Raw genomic sequence first — 20,728 nt, forward strand, 5'->3', positions numbered from 1 at the left:
GGGGCTATCTGGTTGTTCATCCATGACTACAATCGCAACATCCGAGAAAAGCTGGCCAAGCAAGGTCATCCGGCTTTTTCCTCTAGCCTGCACTAAAATGCACTACCTCGGTTTCATTAGGAGTAATGCCTGACCCGAAGCGCCAGACGGACTTGATCAAACAGCTTAGGAGAGAAAGCTATGCTAGAACTAATGTACGCAGATTGTTAACGTCGCCTATAGTACATCCTTATGCAGTCAGATTCTAAATTTCCCCTGAAGGTTTCCGTGTAATAGCCCTGCTCAGGCGTATTATGCGGAAACTATCGGTATAACTCCCTCTACCTAGGATGAATTATATGGAAAACGTCGGCATAACTACCTTGTAGGGGGCAGTTATACGGAAAGCATCAGTAGAGTAAGTTGTTGGCACTGGTTCCCAAAAGTATGATCCTTGATTCCTCGTTACTCAAAGCCCTTACATAGCGGGGGTTCCAAAAGGCATCCCACTTTAGCAGTCCAGTGCCAAGTTGTTAGTTAGACAGATACCCCAAACCCTCAATGCATTTGAGCTACTTTAATTCTGGTTCAAGGACTAGTTGCGCGTCGGGTAATAGTAGTTCAGTTCGATCAGCAATTTTCTTAGCAAGTGCTTTAAAGTCTTTATACACGTCCCTAACTGCATATATGTGAGCACCGATTGCTCCATCAGCAGGTTTAAGGTGAAAAATGGGTTTATGAGACTCTTGAGCCATTGGCATTAAGCTTTGATAGTGTTTAAGTAAAGCTAAACGATTTGGATCGCTTGATAGAGGTAAGTCAATTTCATCTTGTTTTTGAATAACTTCAGTATTGTAAATATGTGGAATTCGCTCAATCCATCTTTGGAATGCTTTAACAGGGCGGTCAAAACGAACACCATGTTGAAGAATAACGTAACCAACGGGTTGCATTTTCCCTTTTGGTAGAGCGAGATCCAAAGCTGGATTTTTAGGAATACGCTCCTGCCATTCTTCTCTCCAACGCCTTACAGTTGGGCCAAGGTTCTTTAGTCCCTGTAATGAAAAAAGATCTGGGGAAAGAGGTACGACAACATAGTCCGAGGCAATCAGAGCTGCTCGGTTAATTGCTCCTAAATTAGGCCCTAAATCCACCAGGATGACGTCAGCATGATCAATAAAAGCTGCTTGACTCAATACTCGCCAAAAAGCCGAGATAACCCTAAATGCTCGTTCTTTGCGATCAAGGCAGTCAGACCATTGGGAAGACAATTCGTCCTCAAACCCAGAAAGCTGTAAATCGCCAATTAAAAGGCTTAAGTCATCCTCGATCTTTTCTAGATTTGGAGTCGCAATATCACCGATACCACTTAATAAAGGTTTGACGCATCGAAAGACAGTATTGTAGCTATCAGTATTGCTGCCTTCCCAAACCTCTTCCAATCGTTCTTCATCCAGAAAGGCCGCTGTTAAGTTAGCTTGAGGGTCTAAATCTGCTACTATCACTTTTAAGCCTAGATCAAAATACATCCAAGCTAAATGATAGACAAGAGATGTTTTTCCAACTCCTCCTTTATTATTGAAGAAGGCAATGATTGGCGGGGTCATAATTTCCTCCTAATAATAACTGACATATATGAATCCTCAACAACAAATTCCGCTGGCGGATTCCCATTTTTCTTTAACTCTTTTTGAGCAGTTGGAAGGCCGATACCAAAGCGCTGGACATAACCTAAGTTCTTCATAGCTTCCGCTAAATGGGGATTCCGGTAATCAGTGACACCTTGACCGAAATTGTGACGATTTACTTGTCCAAACAATCCACCTGGACTTTGAATTTCAATTCGATTACTAAACCAATATACCCGCACTGGAGCATTAGTTTCTTCATAAGAACGATGCATAACAGCATTTCTTACAAGCTGCTGTAACGCTACGATGGGGTAATCAGGCTGCTTTACTTCAACAGGCTGCGCTGTAATATCAGAAGCTGTAGAAATATTTGCTTGTAGGACTTCATCTACATAGCGTAGTAAATCGACAAGGGAACCACTAATATCTTTTTGATCTCGAATAGGATCGGTCAGTTCAGTGCCATCGAAACGGACAAATTGAATGTAAAACCCTGGGATAAACTGCCTAGGCTCTTTCCCAGCCACTAAAATGCCTAAGCTAGTTGGACGAGAGTCCGGTTCTGGAGTTGCGAATCGTAATGATATTAGTTTCTGCGTTAAAGACCGCTGATTTTCATCTAACACTTCTGGGGCTAATGCTGATGTCAAGTATTCACGTTGAAAAATATCTAGATTTAAATCATCAATAGAAGCGGAAATGAAAGGACGCAAATCAAAGGGTAAGTCTCTTGCGCGTCTTTTTTCATTAAGGCGACGTTCTTCTTCAGGTGTAGCTGTTGCGCGTCTAGGCCCAACTCGAATGTATGTCCGTCCGTTGAATCTAACCGGAGGAGCATCTGAGGGCTCTACAATAACAACTGCTAATTCACAGCTATCTAGAATACGTTTATTAACTTGCAATACCGGAAACGGCAAAATATTTCCGTCAGAGCGCATACTGGAAAGGTTCAGGAGAAGATCGTCTGTAATGGACAAATTGGCACAGCTACCGTCATCATTAACTCCTACAAAGAGAACTCCAGGCTTTTTGTGGTTTGGTAAGTCATTTGCGAAAGCACAAATCGCCTGTCTTATTTTTTTCCCGTCGGAAATTGACGCTTTACGCTCAACTCTATCTGATTCAAGATCACCTAGAAGTGCTGTCAGCTCTTGATTGTCCATGCATCGCTCTCTCAAGTCCTCCTTACTAATCATAATCATTAAGTGTAGAGTTGCGGTAAATTGGTCTAACAACTGCGTTGCATCGGAACGCTGCAAGACTTTGATTCAGTTGCAAAGTTTATTTGCTTCCGGCGAGCGCGACCGTCAAGCGGCAACCATAGGTAACTACAGCCTTAAAAAGTAGTGAATCCGCTCAGCGATTGTCAGGGTGCCCCCACCAGGACAACAAGATTAAGTCCTAGAGCCAGTTCACCACCAAGCCCCCGCACCCCTTTGCATAGAAGAGGAGCGGGGGCTAATCGTGGTTCAGTTGCCGCAGAGCTAGGCCGATCTGGGCTTTCCCCAGGGGCTAGGTGATCACCGTGGGCTGGTCGCGTCCGGTGAGCGCTTTGATTTGGGCGATCTCGTCGGCGAGGGTAATCAAGTCGGCCAGGGCGGCTTGGGTATCTTGGTCGTGCTTGGCGACATCGGGTTCATAGCTTTCCACATATAGGCGCAGGGTGGCCCCAGAGGTGCCTGTGCCGGAGAGGCGGAAGACCATTCGGGAGCCATCGGTGAAGCCAATGCGTACCCCTTGCTTTTGGGACACGCTGCCATCGACGGGGTCAGTGTAGGCGAAGTCGTCGGCGTAGTCCACGGTATAAGCGCCGTGGGTTTTACCGGGCATCGCACTCAATCCCTGGCGCAGGTTGTCGATCAGGGTGTTGGCCCGGTCGCTGTCTACCCCTTCGTAGTCGTGGCGGGAGTAGTAGTTGCGGCCATAGGTGGCCCAGTGTTCGCGGACGATGGTTTCCACAGACTGTTGCCGCACGGCGAGGATATTCAGCCAGAACAGCACCGCCCAGAGGCCGTCTTTTTCTCGGATGTGGTTCGACCCGGTGCCGAAGCTTTCTTCGCCGCAGAGGGTGGCTTTGCCCGCATCCAGCAGGTTGCCAAAGAACTTCCAGCCGGTGGGGGTTTCGTAGCAGGGGATGCCCAGCTTTTCCGCCACTCGATCCGCCGCTTGGCTGGTGGGCATAGAGCGAGCAATCCCCGCAATCCCCTGACGATAGCCGGGAACCAGGGTCGCGTTGGCGGCTAGGATGGCCAAACTGTCGCTGGGGGTGACAAAGAAGTTCTTGCCCAGCACCATGTTGCGGTCGCCGTCGCCATCGGAGGCGGCCCCAAAGTCGGGCGCGTTGTCGCCAAACATGACTTCCACCAGGTCGTGGGCGTAGACCAGGTTGGGGTCGGGGTGGCCACCACCAAAGTCTTCTAGGGGAACGCCGTTCACCACCGTCCCGGCTGGGGCATTCAGCCGCCGCTCAAACAGCGCCGTGGCGTAGGGGCCAGTCACCGCATGGAGGGAATCCATGCAGAAGTGGAACTTGCCGCTGGAGAGAAGCTGCTGGATTTGGCCAAAGTCGAACAGGGTTTCCATCAGCGCCCCGTAGTCCGTCACCGAGTCGATCACCTCCACGGTGGTGTGGCCCAGGGTGTGGCTGGCGACGCGATCCAGGTCGATATCGGAGGTGTCGAGGATTTTGTACTCAGTGATGGTCTGACTGTTTTTGAAGATGGCATCGGTGACGGATTCCGGCGCGGGGCCACCGTTGGCGATGTTGTACTTAATGCCAAAGTCTTCCTCGGGGCCACCGGGGTTGTGGCTGGCGGAGAGCACAATGCCGCCAAAGGCCTTGCTCTTACGGATCACGCAGGAGGCCGCTGGCGTGGAGAGAATCCCTCCCTGCCCCACCAGCACCCGGCCAAAGCCGTTCGCTGCCGCCATTTTGAGAATAATCTGCACCGCCTGACGGTTGTAGTAGCGGCCATCGCCCCCGACGACCAGGGTTTGATTTTGGTAGCCCTCTAGGCCGTTAAAAATAGACTGAACAAAATTTTCTAGGTAATTTGCCTGCTGAAAAACCTTCACCTTCTTCCGCAACCCGGAGGTGCCGGGTTTTTGGTCGCTGTAGGGCTGAGTCGAGATGGTTTGAATACTCATTGATACTTAGTCGCTCCACGGTTAACCAGGTGCAACCCCAGAATAAATCGCAAGCTCACCCAGAAACGTAAATCCATCCACAAGTTATGGCTAAAATCCTGCGGTGGGGTTTAAGGAAACGATAAGACTGCCATTTACCCTAGGAACGTTGTGCCCCTCACCCCCAAGAGCAATGTCTAGGCCCAACTTCCGGATCCCCTCTCCTGCGAGGAGAGGGGTTGGGGATGAGGTCTTCCGGAGGCTTTGCGATCTACTGAGGCTGAGTTATTTTCCCAAACCCAGCACCCAATCGCGCAGTAGGCTGTTCACCTGGTCGGGCACTTCGTCGTGGGGGCAGTGGCCCGCTTGCAGGTAGTGTTCGGTGAGATCGGGATAATACTGGCGGAATTTGGCCCCCTTGGCGCGGCAGTTCATCCAGGGGTCGCCCTCGCCCCACAGTATCAGCAGGGGACAGGTCATCTTTTGCAGCAGTTCGTCCACCTTTTCGCCCTGGCGGGATTTGAACACCGAGGCAAATACTTGGGCGGCCCCAGGGTCGCAGGAGGGGCGGCGGATGTCTGCCACCAGTTCGTCGGTGATAGCGGATTTGTCGAGATAAACCTGGTTGAGGGTGCGGCGAATCACCGAGGGCTGGCGCACGTACTGGAACAACAGCCAACTGGGCAGCGGTTGCAGCATCACCGATTGGATCAGCTTGGCCATGGGGTTCGGTTTTGCAGCAGGAGTTGCGTCTGAAAACGGCCCTGCACTGTTCAGCAGCACCAGCCCAGCAGCGGATTCAGGATGGTTGGCCGCCACGCACAGAGAGGCATGCCCTCCCAGTGAGTTACCCGCCAAGATGGCCGGACGCCCAATTTTTTCCTGGATAAACTCATGCAGTTGGGCCTGCCACAGACTGCCGCTATAGTCCCAGTTGGGCTTGGCAGAGCGGCCAAACCCCATCAGGTCGATGGCCCACACTTCAAAATCCACTTGCAGACCCCGGATATTTTTGTGCCAGTGGTCAGTGGAAGCGCCAAAGCCATGCACCAATAGCAGCGGCGGACGGCTGGGGTGCGGTTCTCCTGCCACAACGTAGTGAATGGCCTGGTCTCGCCAAGTCCAATACTGGCTGGGGGCGCGGTGGGTGGCGGCGGGAAGGGTGGCAGTCATAGCAGGGATCACACAGGGATGACAGGACAGTGTTATGGAACGTTTTTACAAAACTTAACCTAAATGGTAGCGAATCTGGGGCATCACCGCCGCCCAGGTGACAAACCACCCAAGACGGGGCATTGTGGCATTGGAATAGGTGGAGTTCAGAAGCTATGGCAGCGCTATCTCGTCCGCGCTCGGCCCAAAAGGGTCGGCAGTTTTCTAAGTACGATGCGCGGCGGGCTGGGGCTCGCTGGTTCGAGCGATTGATGGCGGTGATCGCGCTAGCGAACTTGGGCATCGTAGCCCTTGACCTCAGCTATATCCCGATGCGGGATCTCTATCTGCGTTTTTTGCCCCAGGTCACAGTCTGGTACGGCGAAACCTTTAAGGGCATTGAGCCGCACCGCTTCACCACCCACTATCTAGAAACTGTGGAGCGCCTAGAGCAGCAGGTGGCCCTAACGGGGCTGACCTCCCCCGAAGCCCAGGACATTTTGGTGGACTTGCAGCAGCAGAGTGCCGCCATGGTGGCGGAAAATCCCTTCCAGTTGGCCAACCGTTCTGGCAACCTAGAGCAGATTAAGAACCACCTGCGGGATCGCATGGAGCTAGACTCGGCCACCGAGGCCTTTACCGCCTTTTGGAGCGACGAACACCTGCGTTCGGCGGGGTTTCCCCAGGAAATCGCCTTTTTCAACGATGATGTGCGGCCCCTAATTGAAACAAATTTCTTCCGCAATCTGGCGGTGCATGGCGGCTTTGAGGATCTGTTTTGGCGCATTGATATGTGGTTCAACATCCTCTTTGCGGTGGAACTGTTGGCCCGTAGTTTCTACCTAGGGCGGCGCTACAAAAACTTCACCTGGCGCGATGCCATCCTCTGGCGCTGGTACGATCTGCTGCTGATTGTGCCCTTCAGCGCCCTACGAATGCCCTGGCTGGCCCTGTCCCGCGTCATTCCGGTGATCATCCGCATCAACCAGTCCAACCTCATTGACCTCGAACCCGCCCAGCAGCGCATCAGCCGCTTTGCCATTAGCCATGTGGCCGTTGAAATGACGGAAATCGTGGTGCTACGCATCATCGACCAAATGCAATCGCTGATTCGGGACGGCAGCCTGTCTCAAATGGTGCTGCGAAGTCCGGGTAGCCGTCGCTACATTGATGTCAATGGCATCAACGACCTAGAGGTGCTGGCCCAACGGTTGGCTACCCTCACCGTCTATAGCGTGCTGCCCCACATCAAGCCCGAACTCGACGAATTACTCCACCACACCGTTACCACCGCCTTCGACCAAACACCCGGTTATCAGGGATTTCGGCAACTTCCTGGCCTCGGTAACCTGCCCGACCAAATTGCTCAGCGCATCGTCGCCCAACTCTCCACCAACGCCTACGCCCTCGTCAAGGGTGGCCTGGAAAACAAAGAAGGCGTGGCCCTCACCCAAGCCCTCGTCACCAAGTTCACCGATACCTTCCGGCAGCAGCTCCAAGAGGCGGAAAACCTCACCGAACTAGAAACCCTGCTGGTGGACTTCCTGGAGGAGATCAAGCTCAACTACGTGAAGCGGTTGGCCTCCGAGGACGTGGATCGCCTGATTGAAGAACGCTACCAGATCTACAACGTCACCCAAACCGACGCCTAATCCATTGCATCCACCGCAGTTAAACGACTCAAAACCCGTCCATGAGAGCAACCCTTAACCGAAAGATAAACTTTAGTATCATTCCCTAGCAGAGGTTCTGGAAAGCGCTATTGTAATAACAAGAGGCGAGGCAAGCCTCCCTCCCAAATCGAATAGTTCAGTCCCCGTTAAATAGGAGGTTGTTATCTCGTTAACGTCTGAATCTATCTCGCACATCGAGCAGCCTTTCCCTTTAGTGGCTGATATTTCCTCCCCTAATACCTAGAGAGCTCTGCATTAGATACCCAGAGACGCAACAACCCTTTACGACGGTATCGACCCATCTCTACTTAGTCACATCCTATTTGAGGAAATGCCCCATAGATCTTCGGATCGGAAAGGCTGCTGTCATCCTCCTTCTCTACGAAAGAGATAGACCGTTTTTGTTCATGGTTGAAGAGTTCAGTCTTCTTGTTACCAGGAGGTTGCTACTTCGGATACATCTCAGTCTATTGCTTCAACATCAGCCCTGCCCTACTTCACGCTACTGATGTTTCTATTCCTGACCTGATAGAGAGCACTGCATTAGATACCTAGAAACACAACCATCTCTCCACGACGGTATCGACCCATCTCTAAAGTATCGGTCTCTATGTGAGAAACTCTCCTTAGTAGCTGGTCTGGGTACCGCTGATAGCCTCAGTGTTGTACGTTCGTTTGATTAGTTCGATTGAGTTCATATCGTTTCTGTTTTGTGTTTAAGATAGTCCCAACGCTGGCTTCAGAGTTGGGACTATTCTTTTGCTTGGGTTGGCGCTAAATTGAAGGCAGTTCTTCCGATGCTGCTATGCCGTTTATTTTGCCGCTGTTTGTCAAGGCCTTTCTCACCCTTTTTGTCGTAATTGATCCGGTCGGTCTAGTCCCTCTCTATCTAGCCCTCGTTCACGACCGATCCGAGGAAGAACAGTCTCAAATTGCCATTCGTGCAGTGGTCGTATCGGCGGTTATTTTGCTGGCCTTTGGGCTAACGGGAGCCTACGTGCTGCATAACCTCGGCATTAGCTTGCAAGCCTTTCAAATGGCGGCGGGAGTGTTACTCTTCAAAATCGCCCTAGACATGATTTTTGTTCACCAAGAGCGTGAAACCCAGGCCGAAGCCGAAGAAGCCGAGTCTCGCCGGGATGTGAGCGTTTTTCCCCTGGCCATTCCGTTAATTGCTGGCCCCGGCAGTTTGGCTAGCATTTTGGTGCTCTCACGGGAATCTACCAACTACTATTTAGGGTTAAGCGTCGTGCTGGCAGCGGCGGCGATTGTCATTTTGCTGTGCTACCTGTTTTTGCTGCTATCTCGCCCCATGGCCAAGGTGCTAGGGCAAATTGGCATTAATGTGGTGACCCGTGTGCTGGGCGTTTTGCTGGCAGCTCTGGCGGTGCAATACATTGTGGATGGCCTGTTGACGCTGCTGCAACTGCCCCCCGCTGAAGCCTTTGCTCTCCTGCCATAACCCCAAGAGTTTCCTAAATCACAGTTCTTTACCCATGGGCCGACAGCTTGCTGGGTTGCCCTATCCCCTCCAGTTCGGGAACCCGTACAGTGAGCTTTGTTGCTATTGCTCCCTTAAGTAACGTAAATTAGCACTCGGAGCTTGAGAGTGCTAAGTTCCCGTTTGGTCTGAGCAGGCGAGAGATTCGCTCAGGCGTTCGTTGTACGTCGCTAAATCCCGGAGATTTTTGTATGGCCGCTATCACCCTAGCCGCATCCAGCGTTAAGCCCCTGGCTGATCGGGTTTTGATCAAAGTCAGCGCTTCTGAAGAAACCACCGCTGGCGGCATTCTGCTACCCGACACCGCCAAAGAAAAGCCCCAGGTTGGCGAAATCACCGCCGTTGGCCCCGGCAAAACCGACGACAAGGGCAACCGTCTGGCCGTTGAGGTCAAGGTTGGCGACAAGGTGCTGTACTCCAAGTATGCGGGCACCGACATCAAACTAGGCGGCGAAGAGTTCGTGCTGCTGTCCGAGAAAGATATCCTGGCTGTCCTGGGCTAAACCCCATTGGGTGGACATCGCCCACCAGCTTTGGTGCATTGCTTCGCGTTGGCATAGCCTCGCCTGAGCGTTATGCACCCTACGAATTTTTCGTTTCCTCCTACTCATTTTCGGAGAACTCTGTTTATGTCTAAGCGCATCGTTTACAACGAAAATGCCCGTCGCGCCCTTGAAAAGGGTATGGACATTCTGACCGAAGCCGTGGCTGTAACCCTTGGCCCCAAAGGCCGCAACGTGGTTCTGGAGAAGAAGTTCGGCGCACCCCAGATCGTCAACGATGGGGTGACCATCGCTAAGGAAATCGAACTGGAAGACAACATTGAAAACACCGGGGTAGCGCTGATTCGTCAGGCCGCTTCTAAGACCAACGACGCCGCTGGCGACGGTACCACCACCGCCACCGTGCTGGCCCACGCCATCGTCAAAGAAGGTCTGCGTAACGTGGCTGCGGGTGCCAACGCCATCTCCCTGAAGCGCGGCATCGACAAAGCCACCGCCTTCCTGGTGGACAAAATCGCTGAGCACGCCCGTCCGGTGGAAGATTCCAAGTCCATCGCCCAGGTGGGTTCTATCTCCGCTGGCAACGATGAAGAAGTGGGCGCGATGATCGCCGAGGCCATGGATAAGGTGGGCCGCGAGGGCGTCATCTCCCTGGAAGAAGGGAAGTCCATGACCACCGAGCTGGAAATCACTGAAGGGATGCGCTTCGACAAGGGCTACATCTCCCCCTACTTTGTCACCGACACCGAGCGCATGGAAGCCGTCCTCGACGAGCCTTACCTGCTGATCACCGACAAGAAAATCGCCCTGGTGCAAGACCTGGTGCCCGTGCTAGAGCAAGTGGCCCGCTCCGGTCGTCCCCTGGTGATCATCGCCGAAGACATCGAAAAAGAAGCCCTGGCTACCCTGGTGGTCAACCGTCTGCGCGGTGTGCTGAACGTGGCCGCTGTGAAGGCTCCTGGCTTTGGCGACCGTCGTAAGGCCATGCTGGAAGACATCGCCGTGCTGACCGGCGGTCAGGTGATCTCCGAAGACACTGGCCTCAAACTCGACAACACCAAGCTGGATATGCTGGGTCAAGCTCGCCGCCTCACCATCACCAAGGATGCCACCACCATCGTCGCCGAAGGCAACGAGAAGGATGTGAAGGCCCGCTGCGAGCAAATCCGTCGTCAGATCGAAGAAACCGAATCCAGCTACGACAAAGAGAAGCTGCAAGAGCGTCTGGCTAAGCTGTCCGGCGGTGTGGCTGTAATCAAAGTCGGTGCCGCCACCGAAACCGAGATGAAGGATCGCAAGCTGCGCCTGGAAGACGCCATCAACGCCACCAAGGCCGCTGTGGAAGAAGGCATCGTCCCCGGTGGCGGTACCACCCTGGCCCACCTGGTGCCCGATCTACTCTCCTGGGTTGACGGCAACCTCACCGCCGAAGAGCACACTGGCGCTACCATCGTGGCCCGCGCCCTGGCCGCTCCCCTGATGCGGATTGCCGAAAACGCTGGCCAAAACGGTGCCGTGATCGCCGAGCGCGTCAAAGAGAAGGACTTCAACGTCGGCTACAACGCCGCCAACGGCGAATTCGTCGATATGTTTGAAGCCGGGATCGTTGACCCCGCCAAGGTGACCCGCTCTGCCCTGCAAAACGCGGCCTCCATCGCTGGCATGGTGCTCACCACCGAGTGCATCATCGTCGATAAGCCCGAACCCAAGGAAGGCGCTCCCGCTGGCGCTGGCATGGGCGGCGACTTCGACTACTAAGGTCTAACCAACCAAAGGTTTCCCCGGTTTTACGAAATCGGGGCACTCCATTACCAAGCTGGGCTTCTGTTGCAGAGGCCCAGCTTTTTTGTTGTTGATGCTCGATATCACCAACCAAAGCAGATGCAGTATCCTGAACTTAGCCCATAGATGCCATATCCCTATGCAACTCACCTTAGACGATGCCAAAACAAAGGAACTTCTAACTGAGGTTTTGGTGGAGCTAATGCAGCAAAAACGGAGTGTGTTCTACGAGCTTATTCTGGATGCCCTAGAAGAGGTTGGCCTTGCTAACGCCATTCTAGAAGGGAAAGATACAGAGTTTGTTGAGGAATCTGAAACTCGGAAAGAAATTCAGAAATTGTTGGGGTGATGCTATTCGATCTAAATCTCCCATCTAGAAAGATAGGCTTCGCCTTCACCAATACGGCTTCGATCCGTTGGTTACACAAGTTTCATTAGTCACGATAAGTCTTTAAGATATTGGCCGCTCTCTTGGCAAGCTCTTCTGCCATAGGAATGCAAGATTGAATTTCTTGCTGCCTGATATTTACAAGCGCTAGTGGAAATGTTGTGTACCAAATCCCATATTTGTTTTGCTCAGAGGTCTTAAGTCGTATCCACTCGGGCAACGATTCCCGATCCCAAACACCTCCTTGCTCAATATAAGCTCTACAGATAGCCCCAATATTAAAATCTATAATTTCTGACGGGGAAGTGTTATTGTTCTCAGCTCTAAAAATAGCACAATGCCAATGTTCTGGGTTGCATTTGGCGTTTAATTCTATGCAAGGAGTGCCGTCAGTACTTTTAACACCAGTTCGGAGTTTCAAATTAGTCAGGGATATCCCAAAGTCTTTCCTATTGATTAAACGGCAACCCATATAAGAAACATAGAAACAAGTTTGATGAGGTGGACAATTATCTATCATGTTATCTCTAACATAAAGAATCGCATCTGCAATTCGTTGAAGCTCAACGTCAGAGATGGACTTAGGATACATTTTTTTGATTTCGGATAAATTGTTCTTCTTCATTGTTTTTTGAATTGTGGGAATAACAATAAAATCCTTAAGAGATTAAAAAGGCTGCATACTCCAGACAGGCCAGGATATCTTCTGCTTCTAAATAGGGATAGGCGTCTAGAATTTCCGGGGTAGTCATCCGATTAGCCAGCAGACTCAGGACGAGGGAAACCGTAATCCGCATCCCTCGAATGCAGGCACGGCCCCCCATAACTTCTCGGTCAAAGGTAATTCGTTCAAACGTAATCAGGCTTCCTCGTGGGCACGAAGACGATACTGGTATTCTAGTCTGAGTCATGGTGAAGATAGCTCGACCCAGCCTGAAGCCCTTACACTGAAACCCTTCTACCCATTACTCTGCCGAATGTCTGCCCTGAAGTCCTTCCCCCCTGCCCTCCAGACCCTTGCCACCCCGGCTTTGGTGTACGACGAAGCCCGGTTACAGGCGAATGCGGCGCGGATTCAGTCCTTGGGAAAACGCTACGGATTCACGCCTCTGCTGGCGATGAAAGCATCCTATGCGGGGCTGGGCGTGCTGTCGGAGGTGTCGGGTCTGATGCCTGAAGTAGGATCTATCGGTGAATTGCGGCTGGCGCAGAAACTTTTTCTAGACGTACCTGCCCATGGCTTTTTTGTTGCCATTGTTGAGGAAGAGTGGGAGGAAATTGCCCAGGGTGTGGGGCATTTGTCCTTTAATTCCCTTAGTCAGGCGGCGCAGTTTGGCTCCAGGGCGGCGGAAGCGGGCATTGCGGCGGCCATTCGGGTGAATCCTCTGGTGCAGGTCTCCTCCCACAGTGACTATGATGCTGGGGCGAAGGGCTGTCGGTTTGGGGTGCCCCTAGCGGAACTGCCTCAAACCTTGCCGGACTGCATCGTTGGCCTGCACGCCCATGTGCTCTGCGAAAACGGCGCAGCGGACTTGGCCCCGGTGGTGGAAGCTTTGCTAAAAGAGGGCGGACATTGGCTCTCCCAGGTGCAGTACCTCAACCTCGGCGGGGGCCATTTGATGACCGCTGAGGACTACGAGGATGAGTGTCTGGGCCAAGTCATCGCTGATCTGAAGCAAGCCTATCCTCACCTAGAGCTATTTTTAGAACCCGGTGCCGCCTGGTTTTGGGAGTCGGGGCAACTGGTCGTTACTGTGCGGGATATCGTGCGCCCCAGCGGCATCGCCACGGCCATTATCGACTGCTCCTTCCGTTCCCACCTGAATGATTTTTTGATTGGGTCACTGCTGGCTGATTTGCCGCTGACGATTACAGGCGCATCCTACGTTTCTCCAGCAGACTACGCCCAGTTGCCTGACGAAGCCCGTGCTCGTACTTACCGCATTGGGGGTTTGTCCTGCGCCACCTGCGATTCCAAGGAGTATTACCAATTTGCACAACCGCTTCAGGTGGGCGACCGCCTGGTCATGGAGAACATGGGCCACTACGTTGATGTCACCTATAGCTGGTTCAATGGCCTACCGCCCCCGTCGGTCTATCGCTTGACGGAAACGACGGCCATCCTAGAACGGGAACATACCTACCAAGAATTTCTCCAGACAACGCTGCCAATGCAAGGGCGATGATCAGCCGTGGCATGGGGAAAGTACGATACTGGATGTACGTGCGTGCCGTCGTGTGCCCCAACCTGTAAGTCGTAATCCCTATGACCCTGATCACCCTCTCCCAAGCCCTCTGGCAGGCCAATCAAGATCTCGCCAGCGCCACACTCGGTCATCCCTTTGTGCAGGGCATTGGTGATGGATCGTTAGATCGGGCCAAGTTTGCCTACTATGTGGGGCAGGACGCCTTTTTCCTGGAAGCCTTTGCGCGAGCCTACAGCATTGCAGCGGCTAAGGCTCCCACCTGGGAGATTTTTCAGGTATTTCACGGGCTCACGGCGGGGGTGCTGGAGGAGTTGAATCTCCATGGCGGCTATGCCCAGGAGTGGGGCGTGGATCTGTCCACTGTGGCACCGGGGCACGCCACTCGGCAATATACCGACTTTTTGCTCAACACCGCCTGGAGTGCCGATCCAGGTACCACCGCCGTGGCCATGTCGCCTTGTATGCGGCTCTACGCCTTTTTAGGGCAATCCTTGGCAAAGAACCAATCCCAATCTCATCCCTACACCGCCTGGATTGACACCTACAGCAGCGACCAATTTGAACCCCTGGCCCAGCAGCTAGAGGAACTCGTCAACGCCCAAGCCGCCGATCACGATCTCACCCAGAGCACCTACCGCTACGCCATGGTCTGTGAGCTGAACTTCTTTGAAGCCGCTTGGCAGATTGCGTAGAATCACGATTTCTCTAGCCGTACCACATACCACTGCATGGTTTCACCCGGTCTCAGTTCCAGCTCACAGGCCGTATCTCGTAGGTGCTTCGCCTGTTCTGCCACGGTGCTAAATTTCTGCAAGTCGCGGGGCAAATCTGCCTGCCGTTCTGCCAGCAAATCTGTCAACTGGGCCAGCAGTTCATCGGGGGTGGCAAAAAACTCCGCCTCACCGGGCATCAGCACCACATACATCTCTTCCTGATACATCAGGGCATCGGGCATCGGACAACCTCCAGCATCAACGAGCCAGCCTTGGGCGGCGACTTTAGCAGAACCACCGTTCCCATCCGCCTACCCAGGCTATCTCTACTATGCCCTAGGACTTAGATCTGGCCCTAACCATGAACCTCTGGATCGCCCTGGCTTCAGTGACGCGGCGACCAAATTTGCTGCCACCAAAGCCGCCCAAGCTTGATCCGAACACGGCCCTGGGTTGAGGTTTTGAACGGGCCACCAGTGAATTAGAGACCAGTCCCCATCGCCCAACCTTGGCCGGAACCCGAAACGGCTTTCCGCGTCCTTAACCCATCCTATGCAAGAGCCTAGCCTGCCGTGGGTTGAGAAACGGTAGCAGTACGGCTGAGGGGATCGACATTACAGACCAACGGAACTTCCCCAGAGATGTAGAATCTCAGCACAGGTGAGAGGGGAATTTATGCTGGATCGCATCTGGGAAGTGCTGGGTTACATCTTTGCCCTCAATGGCGAGGCCTTTCGGATTGCGACCACGGTGCCGAACGGGCTGACCTTGGCCCTGATCATCGTACTGCTGGCAGGGATTTCCCAGGGCATTGGCCAGAGCGTGGTGCTGTTTCTCAACCAGGTGAGGCCGTCGCGGTTTGCGATAAGCCTGCTGATTAATGCGCTGCTGTTTACGGGCGGCTTTTTGGCCCTGGGATTGAGTACCTGGCTGGTGACGCTGCTGCCGGGAGCGACCATCGTTCCTCCCAGCTACCTTGTGATTGTGCTGGGGGTGGCCTACGCGCCCCTGCTGTTCAGCTTTTTGGGGGCCATGCCCTACCTGGGGGTGCCGATTTTGACGGTGCTTTCCATCTGGCACCTGTTGGCGATGGTGGTGGGTTTTGGGGCAGTGACCAACTTGCCCATTAGCGATGCCTTCCGCTATGTGGGGCTGGGCTGGGTGCTGCTGCAAATTTTGCAAAATACTGTGGGCCGCCCCATTGCCAAGCTGGGCAAAAACATGGCCAACCGTGCCGCCGGGGTAGAGCTTGTTACCAGCCGTCGAGAACTCAGCGAATCCATGCAGGATCGGCTGGATCAGGTTCCGGCCCGCTGGCAGGAGGAACTGAACCAGCGCATGGCCTCCCTGAACCAGGGGGATGGGGTGGGGGCGGGGATAGGGAATGATCCACCTGCGATGGCGATGGCTGGCGGTGGGGGATCGGGGGCGACGGTGTCTAGCACGACCTTGCCCGCTGCCGATGCAACCATCAGCAAGGAGCGGAGCTGGGGGGCTACGGTCAAGACCCTCCTAGGGGTGCTGGCGATGGTGGCCCTAACGCTGCTGATGCTGGTGCTGTTGCGGCCCCTGCGGCAGTGGTGGTTTGGCTGGTTTTCTACCTTTCCCGACCTGGTGCAGTGGGTGCTGAACTTGGCCTGGGTGGGCCTGGTGGCGCTGGTGGTGGCGGGGTTGCTGGCTCCGCTAGAAACCCTGGGCTGGTGGGCAGGCTGGTACGAGGACGACGTGAATACCACCGTCAACGCCGGGGAGTTGGCCCAGGCTCCGGCTCCGGATCAGACCTTTTCGCGCTACGTTGTGTATTTGGACGGCATCGGTAAGTCTACCTTCGAGTATCTGCCGGACATTGAGGAATTTCTCGACACCCTCGCCCCCACCCTGCCCGCCGATGTGGCCCTGGTGCGCGGCATCATGCCCTACTCGGTGATGAACGCCCCCCTCGACGAAGATCGCCCCCTGGCCTTCCTCTGGCGCTATGCGGATAAGCTGCGGTTTGCGAATCCGGCCAGTGTGTTGGGGCTGCTGGTCAACATTCGCAACGTGCTGATTGTGGGGGTGTCCGCCGATAAGCGCTATGGCCCCCTCTACAACCAAGGCATGGCCCAGGTGGTCTACAACGGCCTGGTGAAAAACGGCTATCCCCTCGAAAGCGGCATTCCCATTACCTTCATTGGCTACAGCGGCGGCGGGCAGATGTCCTGCGCTAGTGCGCCCTACCTGAAACGAGCCTTGGGCGCTCCGGTGGATGTGATTTCCCTCGGCGGCGTGATGAGCGCCAACATCAACCTGCTGAAGCTAGAGCACCTCTACCACCTGGTGGGCGAAAAGGACACGGTGGAGCGCATTGGCCCCAAAATGTTCCCTGGCCGCTGGAAGCTTTTCCCCCTCTCCTACTGGAACCGGGCCAAACGGCGGGGCAAAATTTCCATTATTCCCATGGGGCCAGTGGGGCACCAAGTGCCGGGGGGCATTTTGGATCCCGACCTAATTCTGGAGGATGGCCGCAGTTCCCTTCAGCAAACCATCGACACCATCAACGCCATTTTGCAGGGCAATCTGGTGCTGGGGGAAGACATGGCTAACCAACGCAAACCCAGCCACTACGACATTTTTCGCGCCAATGCCCTGGTGCAGTCCCAAAGCTATCCCCTGGCGCAACGGCCCGACCCTAGCCGCTACGTGCCCATCGCCGACTGGGTGGGACGGCTGATTCTCCCCGCCAAGGCGGATCGCTTCGGCGGCGTCTACTACGAAATTCACCACGCCCCAGCGGAACAGGCGGATCTGATCGGCCAGGTGGTGAAGCTGCGCTGGGCCGAAGACCCCCTCGTGCAGCGGTTTGTGAAGGCCGCCACCCGCGATGTCCACTTCAGTGCCGATGTGGAATACAGCAGCCGCCAGAGTGGGGCGATCCATCCCGTGCGGTTGAACCACTGGCTGCGGGTCGATCCGCTGGAATCCCTGGCGGGTTCTCTACCCGACGACGAAATGATCGTGGCGGTGGAAGATCCCCAGGTGCAGCGGGAGGACGGGGAGATCACCCTGCGGATTCGGTGGCAACCCATGGAAGTGACCGGGCGCTACTACGGCCTGGTGCAGTTTGTGGCTCCGGTGCCGGGGACGGATCGCTTCCAGGTGCGCCACTTCAACCGGGCCAGCCGCGCCTTCGATGGCCCCACCGAGGAGGTGCGCGTCCCTGCGCCCAGCCACTTGGATTTGTACGGCAGCGATCCCTCCACCACCAACGGCCTAGAGACCTCGCCCCACAACGAACAGGGCTGGTACATCTACGGTGCCCCCGATGCCACGGGAACCTTTGTAGTGCAAGCCTGGGGGCCACGTTCCCTGTTTCGGCTCCAGCCCGATCGGGTGGTGTTTGGCGGCGCAAAGACGGCCTACCGCTACATTCGCAAAGAAGCCTGGGCCGATGTGACCCACCAAAAGGGCAAGGTCGGCTCCGTGCTCTGCACCCGCCGCGACAATGGCCGACCGGAGGCAATTTCCGCCGCCATCGACGAGTGGCAGGTGGGGGATCGGGCCTTGCTGCTCCACACCTACGGCGGCATTGGGGGCGAAAAGAAGGAACCCGCCGCCTTCAGCCCGATTTTCTTTGGCCACTTTGCCTACGGACGGGCCGAGGTCGTCCACGATCCCCTGGCCGACGAGCGACGGTTTGAAATTCGCTACTACCAGGTCTACGCCCACAACATTGATGGCCTGATTGCAGGCACCCTGCACTGGTCGCGCTATCAGGGAGATCGGCAGCGGGGCTGGCTGGGCAACCGTCCCACCTGCGACATTTTGGTCAAGCTCGATGCCTTCAGCCGCACCTACGACTTCGACCAAACCCGCCTGTCCCTCCTGGTACGCATGGAAGCCCACCTTCAAGCCATGACCGCCCGCTACCGCATCGGCGACGGCACCGGGGGCACCTTCGTCGGCCCCTCCAACAACTGCTCCCAAGACTCCAATCAGGCCCTCTTTGCCAGTATGCAAGGGCTGGTGCAAGGGGTAAAAGGCCACCAGGCCGAACTCAAACTCTGGGCCGAACGCCACCCTGACCAAGCCCAAGACTTTGACCGCATGGTTGCCTTTGGCCAATCCCTCAAACGCGCCCTCCAACCCTTCGGCAACACCCGCCCCGACTGGGAACGCAACGAATTCAACCTCGGCAGTTCCCTCGAAGACGAACCCCTCCGCAACCTGCTGATGGGCCTAGGCAGTTGGCGCACGGTGCTACCCCGCAAAGCCAGCGATGTGGTGGTGCAACAGTTCCTAAAATACGGCGCGTCTGCCTGGGTACTGCGAACCAGCCAAATCGGCGGTTATGATCCCACTATCGAACCCATCGCGCCCATGACCTTCTAGGAGAATGACTAGGGCTTGTCGTTCGTAGGATGTTGATTTTTGCTTACAACTTCCCCCAATAGTTGCACTCCAAACAACAGCACAAAGAGGGGATTATTCAGCAAATATCGTCGCCACAGTCGTCGAGGTTCTTGGCTAAAACGATAAATCCACTCTAGGCCCAGAGCCATCATCCAGCGGGGAGCCTGGGAGACTTCGCCACTAAAGAAATTGAATGCGGCACCAACGCCGATCATCACCCCAGGAAACTGGCCGAGTTGGCGGTGCATCCATTGTTCTTGTTTAGGGCAACCTAACCCAACAAAGACCACCCTAGCCCCAGATTGATGGATGCGGGCTACGTCGTTGGCTTCCTCCTGGGGGGATAGGGATCGAAAAGGAGGGGCATGGGTTCCGGCGATGGGCAGGCCAGGAAATTGGCGCTGCAAGGAGACTACCAGCTTTTGCAACGTGTCCTCAGTACCGCCATAGAGATAGATCGGGATGCCTGTCTGGGCCGCCCGTTCGCACCAGGCCAGCATTAAGTCTGGCCCATAGACTCTCGATTGCTGGGCCACACCCAGCCGCCGCAGTCCCCACACTAAGGGCATTCCATCGGGGGTAACGAGGGCCGCTTGGTCGAGTATCTGCTGATAGGCAGCGTCAAAATAGGCGGTCATCACCACATGGACATTGGCCGCCACCACATAGCAAGACCGCTGCGTCTTAGCCCAGGCTTGGATACGGTTGCAGGCATCTTCGTAGCTGGTGGCATCCACCCGCGTTTTGAGAATGCGTCGGACAGGCCGTGGCCCTAGATGCTGGCTCCCCTGGTCTAGATCCATGGTCATCCCTACCACCCCGATTACAGTAACGCTATTCTAGCTAGGGTAATGCGGCCCAATCCTAGGTTGCTCTGCGGCCACGTCCCTAGGTGGGGTGGAGCCGGAAGTTAGGGTTTGCCCATACGGATGTGACTTGATGATAATTTCGCGGATTCAAATCTGCGGCCAGCGGCTGCCAATCGCCTTGCACTACACCAACGGCTTCCTTCAATCCGCTGCACTTCACCATTGGGATGCGCCAACGGATATTAATATATCAGATATGATATGAGTGACGTATGGACGAAACAGCTAAACCGTTGGTTTGGCTTCATGGAGAAGTCAAAACCCCTCCCTTTAGCCAAGAAGTACGGATAGAAACAGGTGTGTTGTTGCGGCGATTGCAGCAGGGTGAAAATTTGGGCTTGCCTCACTCAAGACCAATGCCGAGCAAGCTGATATGCATTTAAATTGCATTGATTGTGTTTCCTTTGTTTTTGATCTTGCGATCCCATTTGATGACAAGCTGTCCTTCGTTCAACAGGTTATGAACAAGTGCTTCTAGATCCTCAATCGACTCAAATAGACGATTGGCAATGAATTCCTTTGCAGAGTGCCAAACTAACTCGATTAAATTATAGTTCGGACTGTAGGGTGGCAGAAATTCTAAAACAATGTTGGGCATCTCCTTCGCTATCTTCTCTAGAATCTCTGCCTTTTTATGAATACTTGCATTATCTAAAATGATAAGAATCTTAGGGCCAGTCTGCTCAAAGTCTTCGATCCGTCTACCTTCTCCAACCCATTCCTGTTTCACTTCTTCGTAGAATCCATGGAGGACACTGAAAAAGCTATCACCAGTTCCCTTGCTGATAAAATCAACAATGCGCTTCTTATCCGAA

17 protein-coding genes are annotated in these 20,728 nt (G+C 54.4%); 8 read left to right on the forward strand and 9 right to left on the reverse strand.

Annotated features, from left to right (window positions below; genetic code table 11):
* Positions 1 to 551: 551 nt before the first annotated feature.
* From H6G62_RS21445 to H6G62_RS21460, 4 genes are all read right to left on the reverse strand, one after another.
* Complete coding sequence (locus tag H6G62_RS21445) at positions 552 to 1,586, reverse strand: AAA family ATPase (protein ID WP_190498965.1); 1,035 nt, start codon at positions 1,584 to 1,586, stop codon at positions 552 to 554.
* Positions 1,583 to 2,773, reverse strand: a complete 1,191-nt coding sequence (locus H6G62_RS21450) for an ATP-binding protein (RefSeq protein WP_190498967.1) — start codon at positions 2,771 to 2,773, stop codon at positions 1,583 to 1,585. Before H6G62_RS21450 ends, H6G62_RS21445 begins: the two co-directional genes overlap by 4 nt.
* A 349-nt stretch (positions 2,774 to 3,122) precedes the next feature.
* Positions 3,123 to 4,757, reverse strand: a complete 1,635-nt coding sequence (locus H6G62_RS21455; RefSeq protein WP_190498969.1) for an alpha-D-glucose phosphate-specific phosphoglucomutase — start codon at positions 4,755 to 4,757, stop codon at positions 3,123 to 3,125.
* A gap of 264 nt (positions 4,758 to 5,021) precedes the next feature.
* The gene (locus H6G62_RS21460) at positions 5,022 to 5,909 is read right to left on the reverse strand and encodes an alpha/beta fold hydrolase (RefSeq protein WP_190498972.1); all 888 of its coding nucleotides are present in this window, start codon (positions 5,907 to 5,909) and stop codon (positions 5,022 to 5,024) included.
* A gap of 155 nt (positions 5,910 to 6,064) precedes the next feature.
* Between H6G62_RS21460 and H6G62_RS21465 the strand changes: the two genes are divergently transcribed.
* The 5 genes from H6G62_RS21465 to H6G62_RS21485 all read left to right on the forward strand — a co-directional run bounded on the left by H6G62_RS21465 (position 6,065) and on the right by H6G62_RS21485 (position 11,696).
* A complete protein-coding gene (locus tag H6G62_RS21465) occupies positions 6,065 to 7,540 on the forward strand; it encodes a hypothetical protein (RefSeq protein ID WP_190498974.1) in 1,476 nt (491 codons plus the stop codon).
* A gap of 826 nt (positions 7,541 to 8,366) precedes the next feature.
* Positions 8,367 to 9,023, forward strand: a complete 657-nt coding sequence (locus tag H6G62_RS21470; protein ID WP_199325168.1) for a MarC family protein — start codon at positions 8,367 to 8,369, stop codon at positions 9,021 to 9,023.
* Between the two features lie 230 nt (positions 9,024 to 9,253).
* On the forward strand, positions 9,254 to 9,565 hold the full coding sequence (groES, locus tag H6G62_RS21475) for a co-chaperone GroES (protein WP_190498976.1): 312 nt from the start codon (positions 9,254 to 9,256) through the stop codon (positions 9,563 to 9,565).
* Positions 9,566 to 9,691: 126 nt separating this feature from the next.
* The gene (gene groL / locus H6G62_RS21480) at positions 9,692 to 11,323 is read left to right on the forward strand and encodes a chaperonin GroEL (protein ID WP_190498978.1); all 1,632 of its coding nucleotides are present in this window, start codon (positions 9,692 to 9,694) and stop codon (positions 11,321 to 11,323) included.
* A gap of 163 nt (positions 11,324 to 11,486) precedes the next feature.
* The gene (locus H6G62_RS21485; RefSeq protein WP_190498980.1) at positions 11,487 to 11,696 is read left to right on the forward strand and encodes a hypothetical protein; all 210 of its coding nucleotides are present in this window, start codon (positions 11,487 to 11,489) and stop codon (positions 11,694 to 11,696) included.
* An 85-nt stretch (positions 11,697 to 11,781) separates the two neighbouring features.
* Here H6G62_RS21485 and H6G62_RS21490 read toward each other — a convergent pair whose 3' ends face one another.
* Both H6G62_RS21490 and H6G62_RS21495 read right to left on the reverse strand, forming a co-directional pair.
* Positions 11,782 to 12,360: a hypothetical protein gene (locus H6G62_RS21490; RefSeq protein WP_190498982.1), complete on the reverse strand. Its 579-nt coding sequence runs from the start codon at positions 12,358 to 12,360 to the stop codon at positions 11,782 to 11,784.
* A gap of 34 nt (positions 12,361 to 12,394) precedes the next feature.
* The gene (locus H6G62_RS21495; RefSeq protein WP_190498984.1) at positions 12,395 to 12,646 is read right to left on the reverse strand and encodes a DUF433 domain-containing protein; all 252 of its coding nucleotides are present in this window, start codon (positions 12,644 to 12,646) and stop codon (positions 12,395 to 12,397) included.
* 66 nt (positions 12,647 to 12,712) lie between these two features.
* Between H6G62_RS21495 and H6G62_RS21500 the strand changes: the two genes are divergently transcribed.
* A complete protein-coding gene (locus H6G62_RS21500; RefSeq protein ID WP_190498986.1) occupies positions 12,713 to 13,921 on the forward strand; it encodes a hypothetical protein in 1,209 nt (402 codons plus the stop codon).
* Between the two features lie 80 nt (positions 13,922 to 14,001).
* The gene (locus H6G62_RS21505) at positions 14,002 to 14,634 is read left to right on the forward strand and encodes a TenA family protein (protein WP_199325169.1); all 633 of its coding nucleotides are present in this window, start codon (positions 14,002 to 14,004) and stop codon (positions 14,632 to 14,634) included.
* Positions 14,635 to 14,636: 2 nt separating this feature from the next.
* Here the strand turns inward: H6G62_RS21505 and H6G62_RS21510 are convergent, their stop codons facing one another.
* On the reverse strand, positions 14,637 to 14,897 hold the full coding sequence (locus H6G62_RS21510; RefSeq protein WP_190498988.1) for a chlororespiratory reduction protein 7: 261 nt from the start codon (positions 14,895 to 14,897) through the stop codon (positions 14,637 to 14,639).
* A gap of 433 nt (positions 14,898 to 15,330) precedes the next feature.
* Between H6G62_RS21510 and H6G62_RS21515 the strand changes: the two genes are divergently transcribed.
* Complete coding sequence (locus H6G62_RS21515; RefSeq protein ID WP_190498990.1) at positions 15,331 to 19,023, forward strand: CAAX protease; 3,693 nt, start codon at positions 15,331 to 15,333, stop codon at positions 19,021 to 19,023.
* Between the two features lie 8 nt (positions 19,024 to 19,031).
* Here H6G62_RS21515 and H6G62_RS21520 read toward each other — a convergent pair whose 3' ends face one another.
* Positions 19,032 to 19,853 carry a WecB/TagA/CpsF family glycosyltransferase gene (locus tag H6G62_RS21520; RefSeq protein WP_242052212.1) on the reverse strand — a complete coding sequence of 274 codons (822 nt, stop codon included), beginning with the start codon at positions 19,851 to 19,853 and terminating at the stop codon, positions 19,032 to 19,034.
* A 439-nt stretch (positions 19,854 to 20,292) separates the two neighbouring features.
* A partial coding sequence (locus H6G62_RS21525; protein ID WP_190498993.1) for a transposase occupies positions 20,293 to 20,728 on the reverse strand: 436 nt, incomplete at its 5' end.

It is taken from the genome of Phormidium sp. FACHB-1136, from assembly GCF_014697375.1.
Lineage (GTDB): Bacteria > Cyanobacteriota > Cyanobacteriia > Phormidesmidales > Phormidesmidaceae > Nodosilinea.